The sequence below is a fragment of the Actinomadura soli genome (genome assembly GCF_005889715.1).
In the GTDB taxonomy this organism is placed as follows: domain Bacteria; phylum Actinomycetota; class Actinomycetes; order Streptosporangiales; family Streptosporangiaceae; genus Spirillospora; species Spirillospora soli.
The window spans coordinates 1-16,062 of the sequence record NZ_VCKW01000067.1; the positions used below are offsets into that span (position 1 = coordinate 1).

The window sequence follows — 16,062 nt, forward strand, 5'->3', positions numbered from 1 at the left end:
ATCCGTCTAATTCGGCGGCAGCGTCAGATGTGGATAAGAGACAGACTCGGTGGGCGCCGGGCCGTCGTCCTCGGGGGACGGCTGCGTCACCAGCTCGAAGTCGCCCTCGTGCCGCTCGGTGCCGGCGACGACCGCGTCCTCCAGCACCTCGGCGCCCTTGGTCTGGCGGCGCATCATCGGGTCGTCGCGGACGTCCCTGGCCAGCGAGAAGCACAGCAGGATCAGCACGATCGCGAACGGCAGCGCGCCGATGAAGGTGATGTTCTGGATGCCGTTCAGCGCCTTGTCCCCGCCGATCACCAGCATGATCGCGGCGACGCCGCCGGTCATCGCGCCCCAGAAGATGACGATCCAGCGGGCGGGCGTGGTCGAGCCGCGCTGCGTCAGCGTGCCCATGACGATCGACGCCGCGTCCGCGCCCGACACGAAGAAGATCGCCACCAGGACCATCACGACGATCGCGGTGAGCATCTCCCAGGGCAGGTTGCCGAGGACGTTGAAGGTGATCTGCTCCTCCGAGCCGTCCCCGTACGGGTTCAGGCCGTCGCGCTGCTGGTGGATCGCCGTCCCGCCGAAGATCGCGAACCAGACCAGGCTGACCACGCTCGGCACGAGGATCACCCCGGCGACGAACTGGCGGATGGTGCGGCCGCGGCTGATCCGGGCGAGGAACATGCCGACGAACGGGGACCAGGAGATCCACCACGCCCAGTAGAAGATCGTCCAGCTGGCGAGGTACTCCTGCATGGGCGTGCCGCCGGTGGCGCCCGACCGCGACGCCATCTCGCCGAAGTCGCGGATGTACACGCCGAGCGAGGTGGGCAGCAGTTCCAGGACGAACACCGTCGGCCCGACGGCGAACACGAAGAACGCGAGGACGGCCGCCAGCACCATGTTGATGTTGGACAGCCACTGGATGCCGCGCGCGATGCCGGACACCGCCGACAGGATGAAGCAGATCGTCAGCACCACGATGATCAGCACGAGGACCGTGGTGCCGAGCGTCTCGATCCACCCGGCCTCCTGCATCCCGGTGCGGATCTGCAGGGCGCCGATCCCGAGCGACGCGGCCGAGCCGAACAGCGTGGCGAACAGGGCCAGGATGTCGATGAGCTTGCTGATCGGGCCCGTCCCGTGCCGGCCGATCAGCGGCACGAACGCCGCGCTGATCAGCTGGCTGCGGCCGCGGCGGTAGTGCCCGTACCCGATCGCCAGCCCCAGCACGGCGTAGATCGACCACGGATGCAGCGTCCAGTGGAACATCGTGGTGGCCATCGCCGTCTCGATCGCCGGCTCGCTCTGCGACGGATCGGTGCCCGGCGGCGGCTCCACGTAGTGCGTGAGCGGCTCCGCGACGCCGAAGAACATCAGCCCGATGCCCATGCCCGCGCTGAACATCATCGCGACCCACGAGACCGTCCGGAACTCCGGCTCCTCGTCCTCCCGGCCGAGCGGGATCTTGCCGTACTTGCTCAGCGCCAGCCACAGCGAGAAGATCACGAACCCGGTCGCGGCGAGGACGAACAGCCAGCCCACGTTCGCGAGGAGCCAGTCCAGCACCGACTGCGCGGTCGAGCTGAGATTGTCCGTCCACACCGCGCCCCAGATCAGGAACGCCATCGACAGGCCCGCGGTCAGTCCGTACACGAGCCAGTCGGTGCGCGCCGGACCCTCCTCAGGGAGGGAGACGGCGGAACCGCCGGGTTCGTCGTCCCGCCCGCCGGATCCGCTATCGAGGGTCTCCATAACCCTCAGTCATTCCCGATTACGCACCGATAACTTTCATGAACAAGTAATTCGTTCGAGCCCGGCGGCTCCGGCGGCTCCCGCGCGGGACGGGCTTCAGCGTCCGCCGCCAGGCCGGGGCCGCCAGGTGGCGGGACGGCGGGCCGCCGCGTACACGGCGTCCACCTGTTCCGGTGTGAGCGTCCGCCCGCACCGGCGTAACCAGCGTCGGAGCGCCCTGACGTCGGCGAGCACGGCGACGTCCCGCGGGCCGCCGTTCTTGACGGTGATTCCTTTCGCGCCGACGAAGACGATGACGGACCGGACGGGGACGTGCCGTCCGCACGCCGTGGCGAGAAGCTTCCGGGCGCGTTCGGCCTCGTGGCGGGAATTGCGCAGGTAGTCGACTTTGGTGCCGCCCACCATCAGGGCGTTCTCCGCCACCCAGACCTTGCTCCGCGTGGTCTTGGTGTTGACGGTGACGACGCCGAACGGGCCGATGAGGACGTGGTCGATATCGGCGCCGTTGCGTCCGACGGGGACGGCGTGCAGGACGCGCCAGCCTCGTTTCCGCGCCCATTTGTCGAGCCTTCCGCCGACGAACCGCTCACCTTTCGCGCCGACCGCGAAGTCCCGCGCCTCCGTCCGGACGCCGATCAGGGCGGCAAGGCGCGTCCGCCAGCCGCGCAGCTCGTCGGCCCGTGCCTGCGCCGCCGCGCCCGCCCCGGTGCGGCCGAGATCGGCGAGCGCCTCGGGCAGCCCTGACGCTTCGGGCGGTTCGGGTCGCGCGGGTGGCGTGGGCGGTTCGGGTGGTGCGGGCGGCGTTGTGGCCTGGGGTGTCGCGTGCGGAGGCGGGGCGGGTGCCGGTTCGCCGAGCTCGCGGCACTTCGTCCGGACGGCGTCCCAGAACGCCGCGGACAGGGCCGGAACGCCGAGGTCGTGCCGGCCCGTCCGGACGTCGTACCAGCCGACCGCCGCGCCACCGCGGGAGACGTAGATCCGCAGGTGCCCGTACCGTCGCCACACCTTCGCTTCGAGATCGTCCACCACGACCCCCACCACGATCATTGACCGACATCGGCACCATAAGTCATGGCGGGGGTCGATGTGCGGGTTTCAGCGGCGGCGGGTGATCTGGGTGGGGAGGGAGGCGAAGCCGCGGTCGTTGGAGGAGCGGACGCGGCGGGCCCGGGCCATGTCGATGTCGTAGTCGGCGATCGCGGTGGTGAGCTCCGTGAGGGCGATGCGGGCCTCCAGGCGGCCGAGGTTCGCGCCGAGGCAGTGGTGGCGGCCGTTCCCGAACGCGAGGGACGGGCCGGTGTCACGGTCGAGGTCGAAGCGGGACGGGGCGTCGAACACGTCCGGGTCGTGGTTGGCGGAGCCGACGAGCAGCAGGACGCGCGCGTCCGCTGGGATCGTCACGCCGTGCAGGTCGACGTCCTCGGTGGCGGTGCGGGCGAGGGCCTGGGACGGCGGGTCCCAGCGGAGGGTCTCCTCGTCCTGAATCGCAAAGTCGAATGGACTGTAGAAGAGGTCCACGGCCCCGCCTTCCGTGTGGAATTCCGTCGCGGGGCGCCGCGGCGGGCGACGAATCGAGGACACCGTGGAGGTTCCGCCGGGGATCGACCCGACGAAGGCGCACCCGTCCCGCCGCTACAACTACTGGCTGGGCGGGAAGGACAATTTCGCCGTCGACCGGAAGTCCGCGCAGGTGGTCGCGTCCGCCTTCCCGACCGTCGCGCTGTCCGCCCGCGAGAACCGCGCGTTCCTCAAACGCGTGGTGACCCACCTGGCCGGTGCGGCGGGCATTCACCAGTTCCTCGACATCGGCACCGGGCTGCCGTCGGCGGGCAACGTCCACGAGGTCGCGCAGTCGATCGAGCCGACGTCCCGGATCGTCTACGTCGACAACGACCCCGTGGTCCTCGTGCACGCCCGGGCCCTGCTCACCAGCGAGCCCGCGGGCCGGACCGCCTACATCCAGGCAGACCTGCGCGACCCGGACAAGATCCTCGCGAACGCGGACCTGGCGCGCACCCTGGACATGTCCCGTCCCGTGGCGCTGATGCTGGTCGCGACCATGCATTTCATCACCGACGAGGATGACCCGTACGACATCGTCCGGCGGCTGCTCGCGGCGCTTCCGCCGGGCAGCCACCTCGTCATGACGCACGCGACGAAGGACCATCTGACGTCCGAGCAGTACGCCTCCAGCGTCGAGGCGAACGAGCGGAGCGGCGTTCCGTTCCGGCTCCGCAGCCGTGCCGAGTTCAGCCGGTTCTTCGACGGCCTGGACCTGCTTCCGCCGGGTGTCACGTCCGTTGTCGAATGGCGTCCGGAGGTGCCGGAGGCGGAGCGTCCTTCCGTCGAGGACGTCTCCATGCTCTGCGCCGTCGCCCGCGTCCCCTGATTCATTTCCGCGCGTCGTTCACCGCCTGGACGAGTTCGCCGATGTCGGACGGCGCCGTGCGGTGGCTGATGACGCAGGCGCGGAGGGCGGCGCGCCCGTCGAGTCTTACGGGGCTGATCCAGGCCCGCCCGCTGCCGACGACCCGCTGGGCGAGCGCGTCGTGGTGCTCCCACGTCCCGTCGCCGGGGTCGGCGAAGCAGACCACGGGGAGCGGGGTGTCGTTGACGATGGTCCAGCCCGTGCTCGTGAGGCGGTCGCGCAGGTCGTCGGCCAGAGCGGCGTCGCGGTCGAGCTGCTCGGCGTATCCGGCGCGGCCCGCGACCGCCAGGCTGAGGAACAGCTTCAGGCCCATGAACCTTCGCGACCACTGCTGGCTGGACGTGTACGGGTCGACGGTGTCGGGGACGCCGTCCGGCATATACGACGTGGTCACCCGGAACGTCTCCGCCAGCCCCTCGGCGTCGGTGGACAGCAGCGCGCCCGCCCCCATCGGGACGCTCAGCCACTTGTGCGCGTCCACGGTGATCGAGTCGGCGCGCTCGATGCCGGACAGCGCCGGGCGCAGCCGGTCGGAGAGCGCGGCAGCGCCGCCGTAGGCGGCGTCGACGTGGAGCCGGAGCCCGAGGTCCGCGCAGAGGTCGGCGAGTTCGGGCAGCGGGTCGATCGCTCCGGCGCCCGTGGTCCCGGCGGTCGCGACGACGAGGAACGGCAGGTCGCCGTCCGCCCGGTCGGCGGCCACCCGGCGGGCCAGCCGCTGGACGTCCAGCCGCAGGTCAGGCCCGGTGGGGACGAGGTGCACCGCGTCCCGTCCGAGCCCGGTCGCGTGCGCGATCTTGAGCCAGGCCAGGTGGCTCTCCGCGGACGCGTACAGCACCGGCCGGCCGGGCAGCCCCCGCAGACCGTCCTCGCCGTACCGGGGCCACGTCCTGGTGAGCGCCAGCAGCACGCCCGTCAGGTTCGCCTCCGCGCCGCCGCTGGTGAACGACCCGGCCACCTTCCCGGGCGGGTAGCCGAGCCGTCCGCCCAGAAAGCGCAGCAGGTGAGCCTCGATCTCGACGGCCGCCGGGGCATGCGACCATGCCGCCATCTGCGGGTTGAACGCGGCCGCGAGCGTGTCCCCGACCACGCCCATCAGCGTCGGGGCCGGGTTGAACAGGCCGAAATAGCGCGGGTGCGTCGTATGGACGGTCGTCGTGCGGAGCAGTTCCGCGACGTCGTCGATCACCTCGCCGGGCGACGCCGGACGCCCGAAGTCGTACGCGCCGATCGCGTCGCGCAGCCGCCGGACGTCGACCGGCGCGCTCACGTCCCGCCCGGCGATCTCCTTGCGCTCGCGTTCCAGCAGCTCGATGACATGCCGCCACACCTGTTCGGCGACCGGTGGGGCCGGGTCGAAGGAGCCCCGCCCGACAGGGAAATCGTCCATACCCCTGACCCTCGCGCCGCCGGGGCGGCGTCCCAAGTGGCACGAGCGACCATCATCGCTAAAATAGTGACATGCACAAGCTCGCCGTCGCCGTGACCGAGGGTGTGCCGATCTTCGAGCTGGCCATCCCGTGCGAGGTGTTCGGATACGAGCGGCCGGGCCTCGCCGACTGGTGGTACGACTTCCGCCTGTGCGCCCCCGCCGGGACGCGCACCGCCGCCGGGTTCGCCGCCCAAGCCGAGCACGGGCTCGACGCGCTGGCCGAGGCGGACACCGTCGTGATCCCCGCGTGCGCGAACGTCCTCGACGACCAGCCGACCGACCTGGTCGAGGCCGTCCGCGCCGCGCACGGCAACGGCGCCCGCATCGTGTCGCTCTGCACGGGCGCCTTCGTCCTCGCCGCCGCCGGGCTCCTCGACGGACGCCCGGCCACCACCCACTGGATGCACGCCGACCAGCTCGCCCGCCGGTTCCCGAAGGTGCGGGTGGACGCGTCCGTCCTCTACATCGACGACGGCGACATCCTGACCAGCGCGGGCACCGCCGCGGGGCTCGACCTGTGCCTGCACGTCGTCCGCGCCGACCACGGCGCCGCCGTCGCGAGCGCCCTCGCCAAACGGCTCGTCATGCCCGCACACCGTCCTGGGGGCCAGGCCCAGTACATCGCCGCGGCCACCCCCGTCCAGGCCCCGGACGAGCTGGGCCCTCTCCTCGACTGGGCCCGCCGAAGCCTCCACGAGCCCCTGACCGTCACCGCCCTCGCCCGCCGCGCCAACGTCACTCCCCGCACCCTGATCCGCCGTTTCCACGCCACGACCGGCACGACCCCGATGGCCTGGCTCCGCGGCATCCGGATCGATCACGCCCGCGAACTCCTGGAGACGACGTCCCTGCCCGTCGACCAGATCGCCCAGCGCTCCGGCCTCGGCAGTCCGGCCAACCTCCGCCACCACTTCACCCGCGTCGTGGGCGTCCCCCCGACCACCTACCGCCGCGCCTTCTCCGCCAAGGCCCGCTGACCGGCGAGAACCGCTGACCGGCGAGTCGTCCACAGCTCATCTCCGTGCTGTCATGCATAAGCCGCTTAAAGGTTGATTCCGGGCAAGCTGTAAAGCCTTTGATGATCGCGCAGTTTCGATCTTGCCTGATCAGAGAGGTTCTCCATGCGCCCCACACCCGTCCCGGCCCTGGCGGCGGTCGTGACCGCACTCGCCGTGACCATGCCCGTCGCGGCGACCGCGCAGACCGTGCCGGCCGCTCCGGAGTCCGGCTTCGGCGGCGGGCTCCCGCTGAGCGCCCGGCCGGTGACCACCACGGTGGCGCCCGGAGTGACGCTGACCTCGATGTCGCTCGGGGCCAAGGACGCCGACGACTACTGGACCGTCCACGTGTACCTTCCGGCCACGATCGACGGGCCGCTGAACACAGCCGCCACCGCGCTGGGCCCGGAGGAGATCGCCCGCCGGGTGGCCGGTGCGGTGCGTGACAAGGGGTTCGAGCCGCGGGTGGAGCGGGTCTCCACGCCCGCCTTCGCCGACCGTCCCGCCGGGACCCTCGGGTGGACCGTCCGGGTCGGGCGGTACGCCACCGGCGCCGAGGCGTCGGCCGCGCTCTCCGCGATCAGGACCGCGGGGTTCGCGGGCGGCACGCGCTACACCGCCCAGGACGGCGCCGACCGGCGGGCGCCCCAGAAGGTGCACATGATCCGCGTGGACTTCCGCGAGTTCCGCGGGACGGTCGGCACCGAGTTCGGCCCGGCCCTGAACGGCACCGAGAAGCTGACCGACCTGGCCGCCGCGACGGGCGCGGTGGCGGGGATCAACGCGCAGTGGTTCTACAACAGCGCGCCCGGCGGCCTGTACGTCAAGGACGGCAAGCTGATCGGCGGGGCCACCCAGGGCCGTGCGGGCATCAAGATCACCAAGGGTGGACGCGCGGTCGACGTGGACGCCTACACCGCCCATGTGACGCTCCGGGCGGGCCGGGCCACCGTCGAGCTCGACGGCGTCAACCGGGTGCCGGGTGAGATCTGGAACTGCGGCGGCATCGGCGGCGACCAGCCGACCGAGAAGGCGCAGCACGACCTGAAATGCACCGACGACAGCGAGCTGGTGCTGTTCACCCCCGAATGGGGCGTCCCGCCGACCGGGGCGGGCGCCGAAGTCGTCCTGGACGCCCGCGACCGGGTGACGGCGGTGAACACCGCGCGCGGTGCGGCCGTCCCCGCCGGGGGTTCCACCATCCAGGCCACCGGCCAGAGCGCCGCCTGGCTGCTCGACCACGTCAAGGCGGGCGACCGGCTGCGGGTGAGCGAGCGGGTCGAGGACGGCCGGGGCCGACGCGTCGCGCTGACGCCCGACACCACGATCCTCCAGGTCGGTCCCACCCTGGTCAGGGACGGGAGGGTATCGGTGAACGCCATGGCCGATGGGGTGATCCGCGAGGGCGACGACCAGACGTTCACCTACAACTGGACCGTGCGCGCCAACCCGCGCTCGATGATCGGCATGGACCGGCGCGGACGGCTCATGCTGGTCGTGGTCGACGGCCGCCAGGACGGCTACAGCGAGGGGCTCGGGATCGCCCAGGCCGCCGAGCTGATGAAGCTGCTCGGCGCCCGGGAGGCGATGAACCTCGACGGCGGCGGCTCCAGCGTCCTGGTCACCCGGGACGGCGGCATCGTGAACCGCCCGTCCGACGCGGCGGGGCAGCGCTCACTCGGCAACGTCGTCCTCGTCCGGCCATGACCGCGCCGTCGCGGCGGCGGCGCCGGGGCCGCGGCCCGTGCCCGGGAAAGGCTAGGACGCTCCCGCGTGGCGGGTGATCAGGGCGGCCAGCTCGCCGGGGGACTCCAGCTCGATCACATGGCCCAGGTCTGGGAGGAGGATCAGTTCCGAGCCGGGTATGGCGTCGGAGATCGGGCGCGCGTGGTCGTCGGGTGGGGCGACCTTGTCGGCGGTGCCGCAGACCACCAGCGTGCGGGCCCGGATGTGCGGGGTGCAGGTGAGGAGGTCGCCGCTCGCCAGAGCGTGAGCGGCCTGCATGTAGGCGGCGGGGTCCAGGGCTCGGGTCGCCTCCTTGACCGCGCGCAGGGGGCCCGGTGCGTTGCCCGCGATGAGCTGGGGGGCACGGGTCTCGGCCATGCGCTCGGGACCCAGCGCGATCAGGTCGGCGCGGGCGGTCAGCTCGGCCTGGCGGGTCTGCGGGGTTCGCCCGGCGCCGGTTGCGGGAGCTGTCAGCAGCAACGACTCGACCCGGTCAGGGTGGGCGGCGGCGATTGCAGCGGCGATCAGGGCGCCCATGGAGCTGCCTACCAGGTGCCAGCTCGGGAGGCCGAGGCGGTCTAGGAAGGCCACTAGAGCGGTGGCGTAGTCGGTGACCGTCGGACGTGCGGCGGGCAGCGGCGCGGAACCGCCGTAGCCGGGGGCGTTCGGGGCGATGCCCTGGTAGGCGGGGGCCAGCAGGTCGAGGACGCCGCGGAACGCGTCCGCGTTGGAGCCGATGCCGTGCAGGCACACCACGGCCGGTGCCCCCGCCGGGCCCGTCCGGACGTAGGTGACCGGCTCGTCGCTCACTTGTGAAGGCTCTCGCGGAGGAAGCCGATGACGTTGACCGACGAGTTGGCGATGTGCGAGTACATGGCGGCGTAGGCGGCCTGCGCGTCCTCCTGGAGGATGGCCGCCAGCAGCGCGCCGTGCTCGGCGTAGGAGTTCTTCATCCGGTCGTTGGTGATGTAGAACTGCGGCACCCGGAACGGCGCCGTCCGGTGCCGGAGGCCGCGCACGATCTCGTACAGGGCGTGGTTGCGGCTGCCCTGGTAGATCGAGTTGTGGATCTGCTCGTTCAGCCGGGCGTAGCCCTCGTGGTCGCCCGCGGTGACGTACGCCTCCGACTCCTCGTGGAGCAGCTCCAGCCGCCGCCGCTCGATCACCGTGAGCCGTACCGCGCACAGCCGCGCGCACAGCGCCTCGATCTCGGCGAACGCCTCGAAGAGCTCCTCCAGCTGGTCGGAGTCGATCTCGGCGACCCAGGTGCCCCGGTTCGGCCGGATCTCGACCAGCCCCGTGCCGCTGAGCTCGCGCAGCGCGTCGCGCACCGGCGTGCGGGACACGTTGAACTGATCGGCGAGCTGCAGCTCCTCCAGCCGCTGCCCCGGTCTGAGCCGGCCGGAGACGATGTCCTCCGCGATCCGCTGCCGGATTTCCTCCGACCTAGTACCAGCGATGTGGATCATCCTCCCTCTCCATGTCGAATTCCCCGGCGCCGCTACACAAGCGCGCAGGCGTCCTCGAACGGCAGCCGGGGAAGCCTCGGGAACTGTGCGGCACGATCGGCGAAGCCGAGGTTGCACAGGAAGTTGACCCGCGTCTTCCGGTCGGGGAAGAAATCCCTTTCGATTACTTCTGGGTCGAAACCCGACATTGGCCCGCAATCAAGGCCCAATGCCCGGGCGGCAATGATCATATACGCTCCCTGGAGGCTGGAGTTCCGGAATGCGACCTCCCGCCGGATGTCCTTCCGCTCGTCCCCGGCGTGGCGGGCGACGAGGTCGGGCCGTCCGGGGAAGAGGTCCGGCGCCCGGAGGTGGAAGTCCTCGTCCCAGCCGACGATCACGGTGACCGGCGCCTCCCTCGTGCGTTCCACGTTCCCCGGTTCGAGCGCGCGAAGCAACCGTTCCTTGGCCACGCGTCCCCGCACAAAGGTGAACCGGGCAGGACACAGATTGCTTGCGGTCGGGCCGAATTTCACCAGGTCGTACAGTTCGCGCAGCAGGCGGTCGGGGACCGGACGGCGCACGAACCGGTTCGCCGTCCTGGCCCCGGTGAACAGGCGCTCCAGCACCTGGTCCGCGAGAGCGTCCGGGGCGGTCGCGTTCATCACCTCCGCCATTCACGCCCCGCTTATCGCCGGAACGGCGTCCCGCTCGAATTCCCTGATCTCCTCGACCACGGCGGCGAGCCGCGCCCGCCGTTCCGGCGGCAGCGGGGAGATCGGGGCGCGGGCCGGTCCCGGGTCCAGGCCGACCTCGTCCATCGCCTCCTTGATGACCACCGGGAACGAGCCCAGCGCCCACGCCCGGCGCAGCGGCGCCAGCGCGTCGTTGATCCGGCGTGCGGTCGCCAGGTCGTCCGCGCGGACGGCGTCGTACATCCGGCACATGAGCCGGGGGAACACGCACGCCGCAGGCGAGATCGCGCCCGCCCCGCCGTGCGCGAGCAGCGCCATCGTGATGGTGTCGCGGCCGGAGAACAGCAGGCAGCCGCCCGGCTCGGTGAGCAGGTACTCCACGCCCTGGCTGAGGTCGCCGCTGCTGTCCTTGACACCGATCACGTTGCCGGACCGGGCGCAGTCCGCGTAGACGTCCGGGGTCACGTTGACGCCGGTGCGCGGCGGGTTGTTGTAGAGCAGCACGGGCAGCGCGGTGGCGGCGGCGACCGTCCGGAAGTGCTCGGCCAGCTCGCGGCCGGACGGCGCCAGGAAGTACGGGGTGATCACCATCGCCACGTCGACGCCGATGGACTCGGCCGCCCGGGTCAGCGCGATCGACTCCCGGGTGGAGACCGCGCCGGTGCCCGCGTACACCGGGACCCGCCCCGCGACCGCCTCGACGGTGATCTCCATCAGCCGCAGCCGCTCGGCCGTGTCGAGGACGTAGAACTCGCCCTGGCTGCCGGCCACGGACACGCCGTGGACGCCCGCCGCGACATAGCCCTCCACGAGGTCGCGGAAACGGCCCTCGTCGAGCCCGCCGCCCGCGTCGAACGCGGTCGGCGTGGCGGTGACCACGCCGTGGAGGCGCTCGCGCGTCCCGTCCTGTCGCTTCAAGTCCGTTCCTCCTGCTTCAAGATCGTTTCTGCTGTCTCAGGGGCATGCCGCTACGTGACGCCCATCAGGCGGCTCAGCCGCTGGGCGGTCTCGGTGAACTCGGGAAGGGCCCGGGTGGTCGCCGGGTCGCGGGGGCGGGCGATGTCGACCCGCAGGTCCTCGACCACGGTCCCCGGACGCTGGGACATGACGATGATCCGGTCGGCCAGGAACACCGCCTCGGCGATGCTGTGCGTGACCAGCAGCACGGTCTGCCGCAGCTCCTGCCAGATCCGGAGCAGCTCGACGTTGAGCCGGTCGCGGGTCAGCGCGTCCAGGGCGCCGAACGGCTCGTCCAGCAGCAGGATGTCCGGGCGGCACACCAGCGCCTGGCCCAGCGCGGCCCGCTGGCGCATGCCGCCCGACAGCTCGTGCGGGTGCTTCCCGGCGAACCCTGACAGGCCGAGCATCTCCAGCATCGGCGGCACCCGGCGGGCGACCTCCGCCTTGGGGACCCCGGCGAGCCGCGCGCCGAGCCCGACGTTCGCCTCGACGGTCCGCCACGGGAGGAGGTTGTGCGTCTGGAAGACGACGCCGAGGCCGGGCGGGGTGCCGTCGACCGGACGGCCCTGCACCTCCACCCGCCCGCCCGGGTCGGCGTCGACCAGCCCGGCCACGATGCGGAGCAGCGTGCTCTTGCCGCACCCGCTCGGCCCGACGATCGCCACGAACTCCCCGGCCGGGACGGTCAGGTCGACCGGGTCGAGGGCGCGCACGTCCTCGCGGCCCCGGAAGGTCTTGGACACCCCGCCCAGCCGGACGGCCGTGGGCGTCCCCGGCCCGGGGGACGCCGACGGCTCCATGACCCGCCGGGTGGACCGGGTCATTTGGCCGCTCCCACCCAGCCGTTCTCGGAGATGTCGAAGATCACGCCGTCCGGGTCGCGGTACTTGGCCTCGTAGTAGAGGGAGTCCTTGGCCAGCGGGAGGTCCATGAAGAACCGTCCGCCGTTGGCCTCGATCAGCTTCCCCTGCTCGTCGAGGTCGTCGCACCAGAAGCCGAAGTGGTGGACGCCGACGTACTCCTTGCCGCGTTCCAGCCCGGCGGCCTCGTCGGTCTTGTAGTTCAGCAGCGCCAGGCAGACCGTGCCGTCGGTCAGGTAGACGCCGGACGCGATCGGCGACTCGGTCTCGCCGGCGACCACCATCTCGAACGTCTCCTGGTAGAACCTCGAGGCGGCCTCCAGGTCGTTGACCGCGATGGCGATGTGCCGCAGCTTGGCCACGGGGATCAGCTCCAATCAGATTTCAGGCGGCGGCCCGGCCCCGCCACCACACCAGGCGGCCGAGCAGTTCGATGACGCCGTACAGGACGAAGGACAGGGCGGTGACGAGCAGCAGGCAGGCGAACACCAGATCGGTGCGGTTGCTGGACGCGGCCGACTGGATCAGCATCCCGAGGCCCTCGTCCGCGCCGACGAACTCGCCGACGATCGCCCCGATCACCGCCAGCGGCATCGCGACCTTGCAGCCGTCGATCACCGCGGGCAGCGCGTACGGGACGCGCAGCTGCGCGAACGTCGCCCACCGGGACGCGCGGAGCGCCCGGAAGTGCTCCTCCAGGTGGGCCGGGGTTCCCGCCAGCCCGCCGAGCGTGGAGATGGCCACCGGGAACAGCGCGAACAGGAAGGCCATCAGCACCTTCGAGCCGAGCCCGTACCCGAACCAGATGACGAACAGCGGCGCGAGCGCCACCTTGGGCAGCCCCTGAAGGACGACCAGCAGGGGGTACAGCGTGCGGCGCAGGAAGCCCGACCCGTAGATCAGCACCGCCAGCACGAGCCCGCCGGCCGCCGCGAGCAGGAAGCCGAGCAGCACCTCACGGGACGTGATCCACAGGTAGTCGGTCAGGCCGGACCGGGCCGTCCACCCGGCCGACAGCACGTCGCTGAAGGTGGGCAGCAGGTAGGACTTGACATCCAGCGCCCCGGGGAGGAACTCCCATGCGGCCAGGATGGCGGCGACCAGCAGCACCGGCTCCGCCACCCTGAGCGCGCGGCGGGTCATGGGCGGCCCTCCGCCTTCTCCTCGTAGAGGGCCGGGGCCGGGACGCGGAAGCGCTCGAAGCGCCACTGGTCGTACGCCTCGACCGTGTCGTCCCACACCTGCGCCGTGTGCGGGTGATCGGCGTCGACCTTCACCATGTCGGCGTAGAACTCGACGTAGTTGCCGTCCGGGTCGAGGAAGACGAGGAAGAGGTTCTCGCCGGGCCCGTGCTTGCCGATGCCGCGGACGATCTCCACGTCCCGCTCGGCGAGGAAGTCGGCGGCTGCCTCCAGCTCCTCCAGCCCGCCGACCTCGTAGGAGAAGTGCTCCAGCCCGGCGCGCTCGCCGACCTGTCGCGGCGGCCGCGCGGCCTCCTCGGGGGGAAGCTGGGCCAGGCCGAGGTCGTGGTGGTCGGGCCCGCAGCGCAGGAACACCATCTGGTCGGCGATCCAGTCGGACACGGTGAGCCCGACGATCTCGGTGTAGAACTCGACGGACTTGTGGATGTCGCGCACCTGGAGCACCAGGTGGCCGAGCTTTCGTGGACGTGCGGCCGGCATCGCGGTCACCTTCCTCGCGGGGTCTGACGGGCTCTCACTTGAGGTGGTCGTTGGTGTAGACGTCGGACGGGGCGATCTCCCGCTTCACCTGGAAGGCGCGCCGGATGGTCTCGACGGTCGAGGTCATCCGGGCCGCGTCGAACCAGCCGGGCCCCTGGGACGCGGTGCGCGGGTCGTTGATCAGCTTGTTCATGTCGGTGGCCTGCTGGGTCAGGACCTTCGGGTCGAGCTGCGGGTTCTTCGACGCGATGTACTCGGCGACCTTGTCCGGGTGCTCGCGCATGTACGCGTAGCCCTTGTAGGTGGCGCGCAGGAACGCCTTCACCAGCGCGGGGTCCTGCTGGATCCGCTGGGCGGACGTGACGATGCCGTTGCCGTACATGTCGAGCTTGTGGTCGCGGTACTCGATCCACTTGATGTTCTTGCCGGCCTGCTCGGCCAGCTTCAGGACGTTGGCGCGGTTGCTGGCGGCCCAGCAGTCGTCCAGGTCGGTCTTGCCCTGGATGAACGAGGTGTCGACGACGGCCGGGTCCATCTTGAGCAGCTTGATGTGGTCGCGGGGGAGACCGTTCGCCTCCAGCCACACCGGCAGCAGGCTCTGGATCGGGGACGTCGCGCCGCCGCCGAGCACCAGGCCCTTGAGGTCCCGCAGGGTGTTGATCTGGTGCTTGCCGGCGTCGTAGCACAGCCCGCCCGGCCACACGGTGTTGAGCGCGCCGACCATGACGGCCTTCCCGCCCGCCGCCCGGTTGAGGATGACGCTGACCGGGTCGCCGTAGCCGAAGTCCCACTTGCCCTGGTCGATCTCGTTGACCGTGCGGGTGCCCCCGTACCCGCGCACGGCCTCGACCTTGAGCCCCTCGGCCTCGTAGAAGCCCTGGTCGATCGCGGCGAAGACGCCGCCCGTGCTGCCCTGCGGGAAGTACGCCAGATTGAAGGTGATCTTGCGGAGCGGCTTGCCGGAATCCGCGGCGCCGTTCGAGCCGCACCCGGCCAGCGTCGCGATCAGGGCCGCGACCAGCGGCACCGCGATCGTGAGGCGGCGCGTGCGTACCGGACGCCGTGGGTCTGCTTTTCTCATGGGGACTCCCACAGGAATGGACGAAGGAAGATGCACCACCCCCGGTGACCGGTCAGCGGACCGGGTTCTCCAGGGCCCCGATGGCCTCGATCTCGGCGCGCATCACGTCGCCGCTCTTGAGGTAGACGCCGCGTCCCATGCCCACGCCGTCGGGGGTGCCGGTGGCGATGAGGTCGCCCGGCCGCAGCGTGAGGATCTCCGACAGGTAGGCGATCTGCTCCGCGATGGTGAAGATCATTTCGCTGGCCTTGGCGTCCTGCATGACCTCGCCGTTGACCGCCAGGCGCAGCCCCAGCGACTGCGGGTCCGGCATGCATCCGGCCGGGACGAGCCAGGGCCCGAGCGGCGCGAAGGTGTCGAAGCACTTGCCGCGGAACCAGTCGAACTTGAACGGGAAGTCGTCGCGCATGTTGAGGTCGCGGGCGGAGACGTCGTTGATGATCGTGTACGCCACGACGTGGTCGAGGGCCTCGTCCACCGTGATGTGCCGGCCGCCCGTCCCGATCACGGCGGCGAGCTCGACCTCCCAGTCGACCTGTTCGGACGACGCCGGCAGCTCCACCGTCCCGCCGGGGCCGATGACGCTGGAGTCGGCCTTCATGAACACATACGGCCGGCTGTTGGCCTTGGCCGCGAGCACCGTGCCCATCTCGTCGGCGTGGTCGACGTAGTTGGAGGTCGCGGCGAAGATCCGGGCCGGCCGGTAGGGCGCGGCCAGCCGGTCCGCGCCGCCCGGGACCTCGGTCAGCGCGTCTGGGCGGGCCTGGGCGGCGGCGGCCAGGGAGCGGAGCGCGTCGAGGGTGCGCGGCCAGTCGGCGAGCAGGTCGTCCACGGAGCCGTCGAGGGCGCCGCCGTCGTGGCCGAGGGCGTCCCGCGTGCCGGCCAGGTCGTGGATCCGTCCGTGGTCGAGGACCAGGGCTGGACGGATCTCTCCGCCCGTCCCGGAACGGTACGAGGCGAGCGCGAACCAGTCCACATTCGCTTCATTTCGTGTGCTCATAGCTCAGTAT

Annotated in this window: 17 protein-coding genes; 3 read left to right on the plus strand and 14 right to left on the minus strand. The window is 71.3% G+C overall.

Translation table 11 applies throughout. The features are described 5' to 3' along the window. Positions 1-6: 6 nt before the first annotated feature. The 3 genes from ETD83_RS15305 to ETD83_RS15315 form a co-directional block, all read right to left on the minus strand. Positions 7-1,746: a BCCT family transporter gene (locus tag ETD83_RS15305; RefSeq protein WP_138645793.1), complete on the minus strand. Its 1,740-nt coding sequence runs from the start codon at positions 1,744-1,746 to the stop codon at positions 7-9. Between the two features lie 96 nt (positions 1,747-1,842). Continuing rightward, entirely contained in the window at positions 1,843-2,793 is a 951-nt protein-coding gene (locus ETD83_RS43680; RefSeq protein WP_205717689.1) for a nuclease-related domain-containing protein, read from the minus strand. 48 nt (positions 2,794-2,841) lie between these two features. After that, the gene (locus ETD83_RS15315) at positions 2,842-3,264 is read right to left on the minus strand and encodes a cytochrome P450 (RefSeq protein WP_230420926.1); all 423 of its coding nucleotides are present in this window, start codon (positions 3,262-3,264) and stop codon (positions 2,842-2,844) included. A gap of 64 nt (positions 3,265-3,328) precedes the next feature. On the opposite strand from ETD83_RS15315, the gene ETD83_RS15320 reads away from it, so the two are divergent. Beyond that, positions 3,329-4,135, plus strand: a complete 807-nt coding sequence (locus ETD83_RS15320) for an SAM-dependent methyltransferase (protein WP_230420927.1) — start codon at positions 3,329-3,331, stop codon at positions 4,133-4,135. 1 nt (position 4,136) lies between these two features. Here the strand turns inward: ETD83_RS15320 and ETD83_RS15325 are convergent, their stop codons facing one another. Then, the gene (locus ETD83_RS15325; RefSeq protein WP_138645795.1) at positions 4,137-5,561 is read right to left on the minus strand and encodes a pyridoxal phosphate-dependent decarboxylase family protein; all 1,425 of its coding nucleotides are present in this window, start codon (positions 5,559-5,561) and stop codon (positions 4,137-4,139) included. 71 nt (positions 5,562-5,632) lie between these two features. Between ETD83_RS15325 and ETD83_RS15330 the strand changes: the two genes are divergently transcribed. Continuing rightward, on the plus strand, positions 5,633-6,580 hold the full coding sequence (locus ETD83_RS15330; protein ID WP_138645796.1) for a GlxA family transcriptional regulator: 948 nt from the start codon (positions 5,633-5,635) through the stop codon (positions 6,578-6,580). A 144-nt stretch (positions 6,581-6,724) separates the two neighbouring features. Beyond that, positions 6,725-8,308 (plus strand): phosphodiester glycosidase family protein, encoded by a 1,584-nt coding sequence (locus ETD83_RS15335; RefSeq protein ID WP_138645797.1) that lies wholly within the window; start codon positions 6,725-6,727, stop codon positions 8,306-8,308. 51 nt (positions 8,309-8,359) lie between these two features. Here the strand turns inward: ETD83_RS15335 and ETD83_RS15340 are convergent, their stop codons facing one another. The 10 genes from ETD83_RS15340 to ETD83_RS15385 are packed head-to-tail and all read right to left on the minus strand — an operon-like array spanning position 8,360 to position 16,052. Continuing rightward, entirely contained in the window at positions 8,360-9,136 is a 777-nt protein-coding gene (locus tag ETD83_RS15340; RefSeq protein WP_138645798.1) for an alpha/beta fold hydrolase, read from the minus strand. Further along, on the minus strand, positions 9,133-9,795 hold the full coding sequence (locus ETD83_RS15345) for a GntR family transcriptional regulator (RefSeq protein WP_138645799.1): 663 nt from the start codon (positions 9,793-9,795) through the stop codon (positions 9,133-9,135). Before ETD83_RS15345 ends, ETD83_RS15340 begins: the two co-directional genes overlap by 4 nt. A 32-nt stretch (positions 9,796-9,827) precedes the next feature. Further along, positions 9,828-10,451 (minus strand): malonic semialdehyde reductase, encoded by a 624-nt coding sequence (locus tag ETD83_RS15350; protein ID WP_329602815.1) that lies wholly within the window; start codon positions 10,449-10,451, stop codon positions 9,828-9,830. After that, positions 10,452-11,387, minus strand: coding sequence for a 4-hydroxy-tetrahydrodipicolinate synthase (gene dapA / locus ETD83_RS15355; RefSeq protein ID WP_138645801.1), 936 nt, complete (start codon positions 11,385-11,387; stop codon positions 10,452-10,454). A 50-nt stretch (positions 11,388-11,437) separates the two neighbouring features. Beyond that, positions 11,438-12,253: an ABC transporter ATP-binding protein gene (locus tag ETD83_RS15360; protein ID WP_138645802.1), complete on the minus strand. Its 816-nt coding sequence runs from the start codon at positions 12,251-12,253 to the stop codon at positions 11,438-11,440. Next, a complete protein-coding gene (locus tag ETD83_RS15365; RefSeq protein WP_171064218.1) occupies positions 12,250-12,651 on the minus strand; it encodes a VOC family protein in 402 nt (133 codons plus the stop codon). Before ETD83_RS15365 ends, ETD83_RS15360 begins: the two co-directional genes overlap by 4 nt. A gap of 22 nt (positions 12,652-12,673) precedes the next feature. Further along, positions 12,674-13,432 carry an ABC transporter permease gene (locus ETD83_RS15370; RefSeq protein WP_138645804.1) on the minus strand — a complete coding sequence of 253 codons (759 nt, stop codon included), beginning with the start codon at positions 13,430-13,432 and terminating at the stop codon, positions 12,674-12,676. After that, positions 13,429-13,971 (minus strand): VOC family protein, encoded by a 543-nt coding sequence (locus ETD83_RS15375; RefSeq protein ID WP_138645805.1) that lies wholly within the window; start codon positions 13,969-13,971, stop codon positions 13,429-13,431. The genes ETD83_RS15370 and ETD83_RS15375 overlap by 4 nt, the downstream gene beginning before the upstream one ends. 34 nt (positions 13,972-14,005) lie before the next feature. Further along, complete coding sequence (locus tag ETD83_RS15380) at positions 14,006-15,052, minus strand: ABC transporter substrate-binding protein (RefSeq protein ID WP_138645806.1); 1,047 nt, start codon at positions 15,050-15,052, stop codon at positions 14,006-14,008. 52 nt (positions 15,053-15,104) lie between these two features. Beyond that, on the minus strand, positions 15,105-16,052 hold the full coding sequence (locus tag ETD83_RS15385) for a fumarylacetoacetate hydrolase family protein (protein WP_138645807.1): 948 nt from the start codon (positions 16,050-16,052) through the stop codon (positions 15,105-15,107). Between the last annotated feature and the right edge of the window lie 10 nt (positions 16,053-16,062).